Source organism: Pseudomonas sp. FR229a, from assembly GCF_030209115.1.
Lineage (GTDB): Bacteria > Pseudomonadota > Gammaproteobacteria > Pseudomonadales > Pseudomonadaceae > Aquipseudomonas > Aquipseudomonas moraviensis_A.
In genome coordinates, this window is the sequence record NZ_JARVSP010000045.1 from 22,544 (window position 1) to 30,911 (window position 8,368).

The window sequence follows — 8,368 nt, forward strand, 5'->3', positions numbered from 1 at the left end:
AACAGGTGACCCGATGATCGAAGTCACCGAAGTCTCCATCGCCCAACTGCGCACCGCCCTCGAATCCGGCCAGACCACTGCCGTGGAGCTGGTACAAGCCTATCTGGCGCGCATTGATGCCTACGACGGCGCCGACACCCCGACGGCACTCAACGCCGTAGTCGTGCGCAATCCTGAAGCGCTGAACGAAGCCCGCGCCTCCGATGCCCGCCGCGCCAAAGGCGCAACCTTGGGGCCGCTCGATGGCATCCCCTACACCGCCAAGGACAGCTACTTGGTCAAAGGCCTGACCGCCGCCTCCGGCAGCCCGGCTTTCGCCGAGCTGGTTGCCCATCGCGATGCTTTCACCATCGAGCGCCTGCGCGCTGCCGGGGCGATCTGCCTGGGCAAGACCAACATGCCGCCGATGGCCAATGGCGGCATGCAGCGTGGCGTTTATGGCCGCGCTGAAAGTCCGTACAACGCCGCCTACCTCACCGCGCCTTTCGCCTCCGGCTCGTCCAATGGCGCCGGTACCGCCACCGCAGCGAGTTTTGCTGCATTCGGTCTGGCGGAGGAAACCTGGTCGAGCGGTCGCGGCCCTGCGTCGAACAATGGGCTGTGCGCCTATACCCCGTCGCGCGGGGTAATTTCGGTGCGCGGCAATTGGCCGTTGACCCCGACCATGGACGTCGTCGTGCCGTTCGCGCGGACCATGGCCGACCTGCTCGAAGTGCTCGACGTGGTCGTCGCCGAAGACCCCGACACCCGTGGCGACTTGTGGCGCCTGCAACCGTGGGTGCCGATCCCCCGCGTCAGCGAAGTGCGCCCGGCGGCGTACAGTGAACTGGCCGCCGACGCCAAAGCCCTGGCCGGCAAACGCTTCGCCATCCCGCGTATGTACATCAACGCCGACGATGACGCCGGCACCAGCGAAGCCCCTGGCATCGGCGGCCCGACCGGTCAGCGCATCAACACCCGCGCTTCGGTGATCGACTTGTGGCAGCAGGCGCGTCAGGCCCTGGAAGCCGCCGGTGCTGAAGTCATCGAAAGCGATTTCCCGCTGGTCTCCAACTGCGAAGGCGACCGCCCCGGCGCGCCAACCGTGTTCACCCGTGGCCTGGTCTCGAAGGAATTCCTCCACCACGAACTGTGGGATCTGACTGCCTGGGCGTTTGACGACTTCCTGCAGGCCAACGGCGACCCGAAACTCAATCGTCTGGTCGACGTCGACGGGCCGAAAATCTTTCCGCACGACCCCGGCACCCTGCCCAACCGCGAAGGCGATCTGGCCGCCGGCATGGACGAATACGTGCGCATGGCCGAACGCGGTATCACGCCGTGGAATGAAATCACTACCGTGCCTGATGGCTTGCGCGGTCTGGAGCAAACCCGGCGCATCGACCTCGAAGACTGGATGGACACGCTCGGCCTCGATGCGGTGCTGTTCCCGACCGTCGCTGACGTGGGCCCGGCGGACGCCGATGTCAATCCTGCCTCGGCCGACATCGCCTGGAGCAACGGCGTCTGGGTAGCCAACGGCAACCTCGCGATCCGCCACCTCGGCGTGCCGACCGTTACCGTGCCGATGGGCGTGATGGCCGACATCGGCATGCCCGTCGGCCTGACCTTCGCCGGCCGCGCCTACGACGATTCGAACCTGTTGCGCTTCGCCGCTGCGTTTGAATCGACCGGCAGCAAACGCCAGATCCCACCGCGTACCCCGCCGCTGGTGTAACCCTTACTGACACACCGCTATCAACTGTAGGAGTGAGCCTGCTCGCGATAGCGGGGTGGCAGCTGAAAAAATGTTGCCTGACACACCGCTATCGCGAGCAGGCTCACTCCTACAAGGGTTGTGTGTAGGCTGTTAACTCAGCACACCGGCCCAATCCTTTTCAACCCAATCCCCCGATCATCAGCGCCATCCAAATCACCACCGGCCCTGACCATGATCAACCGCGCCCCTTTCCGTTTCACCCTGCTTGCCATGCTCTGCGGTCTGACCGGCACCGCCCACGCCAGCGGCTTTTTCGACGACGCCAAAACCGACGTGCTGCTGCGCAACTTCTATCTCAGCAACGACTACCGCTCGCCTGCACCCTCCGGAAAAAACTACAAACAGGAATGGGCTCAGGGCTTTATCGGTAACTTCTCATCCGGTTTCACCGAGGGCACAGTCGGGTTCGGCATCGATGCCCACGCCTTCGCCGGGCTGAAACTTGACGGTGGCAAAGGGCATTCGGGCACGGGTCTGCTTCCGGTCGACAGCGATGGTCGCAGCGAACACGACTACTCCAGCGCCGGCGGTGCGCTCAAGTTGAAAGCCTCGCGCACCACCCTCGCCTTCGGTGAAATGACCGTCGAAACCCCGGTGTTCGACACCTCCGACAAACGCCTGCAACCGGAGTACGCCACCGGTTTTCTGCTCAACAGCGCCGAGTTTGACAACGTCAATCTGGTCGCCGGACATTTCACCGCGTTCAAGAACCAGGACAGCTCATCGGGCAAAGGTGATTTCTACGGCTATGGCGCCAACACCGAGGCCGGCGGGATCAGTTTTATCGGCGCCGACCTGTTCGGCAGCAGCCCCATCGGCGGCGCACTTTACGCCTCCGAGCTAAGCGACACCTGGCACCAGTACTACGGCAACCTGCACTTCAAACAGTCCGGCGTGCTGCTCGACGCCAACCTCTACCACACCCGCGACACCGGCCGCGCATTGGCCGGCGAGATCGATAACACCGCGTTCAGCCTCTCCGGCAAATACAGCTTCGGCCCCCACGCGGTGATGCTCGGCTGGCAGCGCATCAACGGCGACACGCCGTTCGATTTCGTTGGCGGCGACTCGATCTACCTCGCCAACTCGATCAAATACGCCGACTTCAACGGCGCCAACGAACGTTCCTGGCAAGCCCGCTACGACCTCGACTTCGGCGCCTTCGGCATCCCCGGCCTGAACTTCATGACCCGCTACGTCCGCGGCAGCCACATCGACGGCACCCACGCCCCCAAGGGCGGCGCGTATAACCCGTTCGACGCCGACAGCGGCGACTATCAACCGCAACAGGGTGATGGCGGCAAGCACTGGGAACGCGACATCGACCTGAAATACATCGTCCAGTCCGGTGCCGCGAAGGATTTGTCGGTACAGCTTTCCCACGTCACCCACCGCGCCAACGAAGCGCAGGCTGGCGATGACATTGACCGGATCTACGTGGTCATTCAGTACCCACTTGGTTTCTAACCCACCGCCCATCCCGATTTGAAACGCTATCCCCTGTAGGAGTGAGCCTGCTCGCGATAGCGTCTTTTCAGCAACATTCATGTTGACTGATACACCGCTACCGCGAGCAGGCTCACTCCCACGGGTTTGAGTTTCGGCCAGACATCCGTATACGCAATACACCTTTTACGGCTAGCCAAATGCCATCACCTCCCTTATCCTGCGCACCCGCAGAAAAAGCCAAGCCAGGAAGGCATTGATGGACCTTCCTGTTTGTAGTCAATCAACACACCCGGATTCAGGGATGAACATGTTCCAGTTATTCAAACTCGGCATGGCCGTTGTGCTCGCCGCGACGCTCAGCGGCTGCATTACCGAAAGCGCCTCATGGGTCAGCGAACCCTTGCAACCCAAGGCCAGCGAGCCAGTCAGTTACCTCGTGGGCTCAATCGGGCCGCAATCGCTCAAGCAGTCCGCTGCTGACAACCAGCGAATCTTCTTCCGCAAACGCGGTTCGGAGTACGGGGCCGCCGGTGTCTGGAAAATGGCCGGCGCTTACTCAACGCCGCAGGATATTCAGGACGGAGTCGGCGCAGCGAGCGTATTCGTGCTGCCGCTCAAGCCGGGCGATTACGAGTTCTATGATTTCCAGTTCTTTTCCGCACGCTACCAACCAGGGCTCGGCACCGTTTTCACCTCAGCCGAGGCCCGCGAGAAATTCAACCTGCCGATGCGCCTTGAAGCCGGCAAGGCCTATTACATCGGTGAGTTCCGTTCGTTTTGCCTGACCGCAGGATTCTGCGCGTTCCGCTGGAATGATCAAAACGCCCGCGATGCCGCCGTCGCTCAGCGCATGACCCCAGGGCTGCCAACCCTGCAACCGCTGAAGCTCGACCTGAAAAACGCTGAGCCCTACATCTTTACCGGCCCTACTCCAGGTGCGGCCGTGGACGCCAAACCATGAGAACAGTCATCGCCCTCACCGCCGCCGCTCTGTTGACCGGTTGCGCGGCCACCAACACCTTGCCAGAGCGCACGCTCGCGGACGGTCAAGATTATCTGCAGCCGATTCACGTTATGGTCGATGATCCGGAGAACGGCTCCAGCCTGCGCAACCACCTGCGTCAGACCGGCGTGTTCCGCACCATCGAAACCGGCAGCGGCAAAGCTGACGAGTTCAACGTGCAGGTCAAACTCAATGTGGAGCGTCACCTGCCGCCATTTCCGGTCATCCTGCTGAGCAGCGCGACGTTGTTCCTGCTGCCGCTGTCGAACGAATTTGACACGCAAAGCGAATTCACCGTGTTCCAGGGTGACAAGCGCCTGAAGCAATACACCTATCGCAACACCACTGAAAAATACATCTGGCTGCTGGATCAGGGCGGTGAGATGCGCGAACAGAACCTCAGCCGCATCGCTCGCGCCTTCGCGCAGGATGTGCAGCAAGACCGGCTGATCCCGGCAGTCGCGCAATGAACCTCGCCATGATGAAAGTCGCCGGCCTGCTCTGCGCCTCACTGATGCTGGGCGGCTGCGCCAACACCTTGCAACCGCTCGACTACCATGCCGACCAAGCCTATGTGCCGGTCACGCTCGGCATGGGGCCGGCGTATACGCGCATCGACGAGCAGCATCAGCGCGAAACCATCAGCGTCCTGAAAAAAACCGGCGCGTTCTCGATGCTCGATGGCGGTTACACCCGCAACGGCTACAGCCTGTTGATCACCGAACCCAGTGACGGCAAGGTCAACTGGCTGGCGCTGGTCAACGTCTTCACACTGTTCACCTTCCCGATGCCCTACCACTACCAGGACAACCTGCGCGGCTCGGTCTTCAAGGATGGTCAACTGCTCAAAACCTACAACTACTCGCGCGAGGGCTGGAGCGTAATGGCGTGGTACGTGCCGATTCCAGCGTTTGAAAACAAACGGCAGATGCTCGATCAGTTATTGCGCGAGATGGATCGGGACCGGCTGATTCCTTACAGCCACTAGCATTTTTTCAAGGCCAGGAGGCCGTTCTACCCCATGAAGATAAAGCACATCTGGCTGTCGGCCATACGCACGCTCAACACGCCAAGCCAAACGGTTAACGCCAATGACCTCATGTCGCACTGGCAAGCACTGCAGCAGAGCGGCGCGATCACCCTTGGCGATATCAATGTTTTCATTGGCGAGAATGGCTCGGGTAAATCAACCGTCATCGACATGGTCAGGGCGTTGAAACACCCGGAAATACTGGCCTCGCTCCCACGGGAAAATCCGCCGCGACAGATTCTGCCCGGCTACAGCATCAGCTTTGATAATGACGACAATTGGTCATACTTTTTTTCCGGGAATACGTTCGACCCGGATCTGGACTGCATCGAAAACGTCGCGTGCCGTCAGCTCTTGCTCATACCCAGCGAACGTAAACACTATGTGCGCTCCAGCGACCTGCACAAGCATGCCCTGTTTTCACCCGTACCGCGTTTTTACGAATACGCCAATATTCATTACCGCAACGGCATGACGCTCGAAGATCAATTCAGCGAAGACGCTGTCGCGGAACTGAACAAAAGCAAGCCGTTTCTGTGCAGCCTGGCGACTGATCGGCAAGGGAGTTTCGGTGCCACGCTGATTGACGACGGCACTTTCCAGCTCGGCGAGGACGGTCGTTTGTCGGTGTGGATCAAGGACGACCCCAAGATGCCCAACCAACTACCCGTGAGCTGGCTTCCCACAGGCTGGAAGTCTTATGCGCTGATGGCCGCCTGGCTGCGAAATTGCCCGAAGCACGCCATCTGCCTGCTGGAGGAACCGGAAAGTCACCTGCATCCGAAAATGCTCAGGTTTGTGATGGATTCCCTGATCGAAATTGCCACCGAACGCCATCAACAACTGCTGATCAGCACGCATTCTGCGACCGTCATCAATATCGCGGCGAAAGACAAACTAACGTTGTTCGAGATGTGCGGAAGCCATATCAAGAGCCGGCCCGATCGGCGCGACATTCTTGATCGATTGGGCTATCTGGCGTCGGATATCCTGCAGGCCAACTGCATCGTCTGGGTTGAAGGGCCCTCAGACCGTACGTATCTCAACTACTGGCTGGCAGGCCGTGCCCCCGAGCTAGTTGAAGGTATTCACTATTCGGTCATGTATTACGGCGGCAGGCTGCTGAGCCACCTCGGCGTAGCGGAAGAAAACGAAGACGACAGTGAAGATAACAGTGCCGACTTCATCAATCTGCAGTCGCTGAACAGAAACTCGGCGATTCTGATCGACAGCGATAAATCCAGCGCCAAGGGAAAACTGCGCAAGACCAAAGAGCGCGTGATTAAAGAGATCCAGGCTAACGGCGGCGTCGCTTGGGTCACCAAGGGTCGGGAAATAGAGAACTACATCGCCCCCCAATATATGGAAGTGGCGATCAAGCAAGTTCACCGTACTGCCAAACGCATCGTTTCCCAGTCGATCTGGGCCAATGCCCTGGAATACAAGAAGCTCCACGCACGCAAGAAAACCGTGGCCAACAAGGTCAAAGTCGCGGCGAAGATCAGCAGTGAGTACAAGCCGGATTATTCGGTTCTGGACCTCGGCGAGCGCATTGATGAGCTATGCACATTCATTCGCAAATGTAACTGAACTGTCTGGGCACTGAAGCTCCCGCAACGAGCGCCTGATCAGGCAGGCTCGCTCGCGCAGCGCCATGGATTTCTCATGGCGACAAGGCCCCATCCTGCCTTGACGAGATCGCACCCTCGATCATCACCTCTGCCCGCCCGGCTCCACGCAACCACCGTTAAGCGACGCCGTCACCGCCGTAAGGCGCTTGCAACCGACGAAGCTTTCTCGGGCGAAGCGTCCGCGAAGGTGACCGCTCGTCGGATATCACCGCACACCTGTCAAGTCTGACAGGTGTGCATTCACGCCAAGTCGCGTTAACTCGTTCCGTCACTTCCCGTCGGAGCCGTTTCCATGTCCCCCCCCCAAAAACCTCTGCTACTCGCAGAACTCGGCATCCCTGGTCGCAGCAAGGACCCGGTGTCGAAAGATCCCGATGTCTGGGGTATCAACATCGCCGCCGCGCTGGACAACTTTCCGTATCACGGCCTGCGGTGCGAGGCGGGGCCGTGGGGAAATATGGCGAGTGGCGACAGGCTGACGATATTTTGGGGCACCGGGCACAACGTGCTGAGCAGGACCGTCCTCAAGGACGAGGTCGATACGCAACTGCGCATGTTCGTGCCTTCGCGGCACATGGTCGACGGCGAGTTTGCGGTGTCCTATTCCGTCAAGCCGCTGGGCGGCACAGATCAACCGTCCGAAGTCATGCAGGTGCTGGTCAAGCTGACGCGCCCGGGTGGCCACGATAACAACGGTGACAACGGCCATTCCAAGCTGATCATGATCATTGCGCAGGAGGTTCTTGACGGCGGCATCCACGAGGGCAACGTGGCCGCTGGCGTGGACATCAGCATTGGCAAGGCCGACGGCACACCGCCCTATCCCTTCGCCGCGGCTGGCGATATTTGCCGCGTGAGTTGGGGTGGAATCTTTGTGCCCAGTGCTCCACTGACCCAGGACCAGGCCGAAGGCACGGCGCCGATCATCGTGAAAATCAAAGAAGATATCATCAGAGACGCCGGTGATGCGCCCGGCGTGGCCGTGGTGTTTGAGGTGTACGACTGCGTCTTCAACCGCTCCGAGGACTGGAGCCCCGAGCAGCGCGTAAAAGTGGCGGTGGATGCGACCCGGCTGGGGGCACCGTTGCTCAGGGAAACGCTGAACAACGTGCTGGATGTCGACGAGCTGGGCGACGCCGATGGCACCGTGCAAGTTATTGCCACGGATACGAGCAAGTTCGAAGTCGGAGACGAGGTATTCATCAGGATCAAGGGCACCCCCGTCGAAGGACCGCCGATTAATTGGGAACCGTCAGCAGGCGTGGAGTTGAAAAGTGTGCCGAGCATTATGGAAACCACGGCTCCCAACGCCGTGCTGCGCCAGTTGGCCAAGTCCCAGATCACCTTGTCTTACCGACTGGAAAAAGCCGACGGCTCCGACGATCTGGAATCCAAAAGCCAATTCATCCGCGCCATCGGCGAAGTGCAGCGCCTGGCCGCGCCGATCATGCTGGACGAGGATTCCGGTGCCCTGAACCCACCGCTGGACGTGGTAC

The 8,368-nt window shown here is 60.2% G+C and carries 6 protein-coding genes and 1 pseudogene; all 7 read left to right on the top strand.

Annotation, left to right across the window (positions count from 1 at the left end; all coding sequences use genetic code 11):
- The first annotated feature begins 13 nt into the window (after positions 1 to 13).
- Complete coding sequence (locus QRN33_RS26435; RefSeq protein WP_285411009.1) at positions 14 to 1,717, top strand: amidase; 1,704 nt, start codon at positions 14 to 16, stop codon at positions 1,715 to 1,717.
- A gap of 213 nt (positions 1,718 to 1,930) precedes the next feature.
- Positions 1,931 to 3,226 (top strand): OprD family porin, encoded by a 1,296-nt coding sequence (locus QRN33_RS26440; protein WP_285411010.1) that lies wholly within the window; start codon positions 1,931 to 1,933, stop codon positions 3,224 to 3,226.
- A 289-nt stretch (positions 3,227 to 3,515) separates the two neighbouring features.
- Positions 3,516 to 4,169 carry a hypothetical protein gene (locus QRN33_RS26445; RefSeq protein WP_285411012.1) on the top strand — a complete coding sequence of 218 codons (654 nt, stop codon included), beginning with the start codon at positions 3,516 to 3,518 and terminating at the stop codon, positions 4,167 to 4,169.
- Positions 4,166 to 4,681, top strand: coding sequence for a hypothetical protein (locus QRN33_RS26450; RefSeq protein WP_065617388.1), 516 nt, complete (start codon positions 4,166 to 4,168; stop codon positions 4,679 to 4,681). The genes QRN33_RS26445 and QRN33_RS26450 overlap by 4 nt, the downstream gene beginning before the upstream one ends.
- Positions 4,678 to 5,199, top strand: a complete 522-nt coding sequence (locus QRN33_RS26455) for a hypothetical protein (RefSeq protein ID WP_123419536.1) — start codon at positions 4,678 to 4,680, stop codon at positions 5,197 to 5,199. The genes QRN33_RS26450 and QRN33_RS26455 overlap by 4 nt, the downstream gene beginning before the upstream one ends.
- A 33-nt stretch (positions 5,200 to 5,232) precedes the next feature.
- Positions 5,233 to 6,831 (top strand): ATP-dependent nuclease, encoded by a 1,599-nt coding sequence (locus QRN33_RS26460; protein ID WP_285411015.1) that lies wholly within the window; start codon positions 5,233 to 5,235, stop codon positions 6,829 to 6,831.
- Positions 6,832 to 7,164: 333 nt separating this feature from the next.
- Positions 7,165 to 8,368, top strand: a pseudogene (locus QRN33_RS26465) (hypothetical protein); the annotation flags it as partial.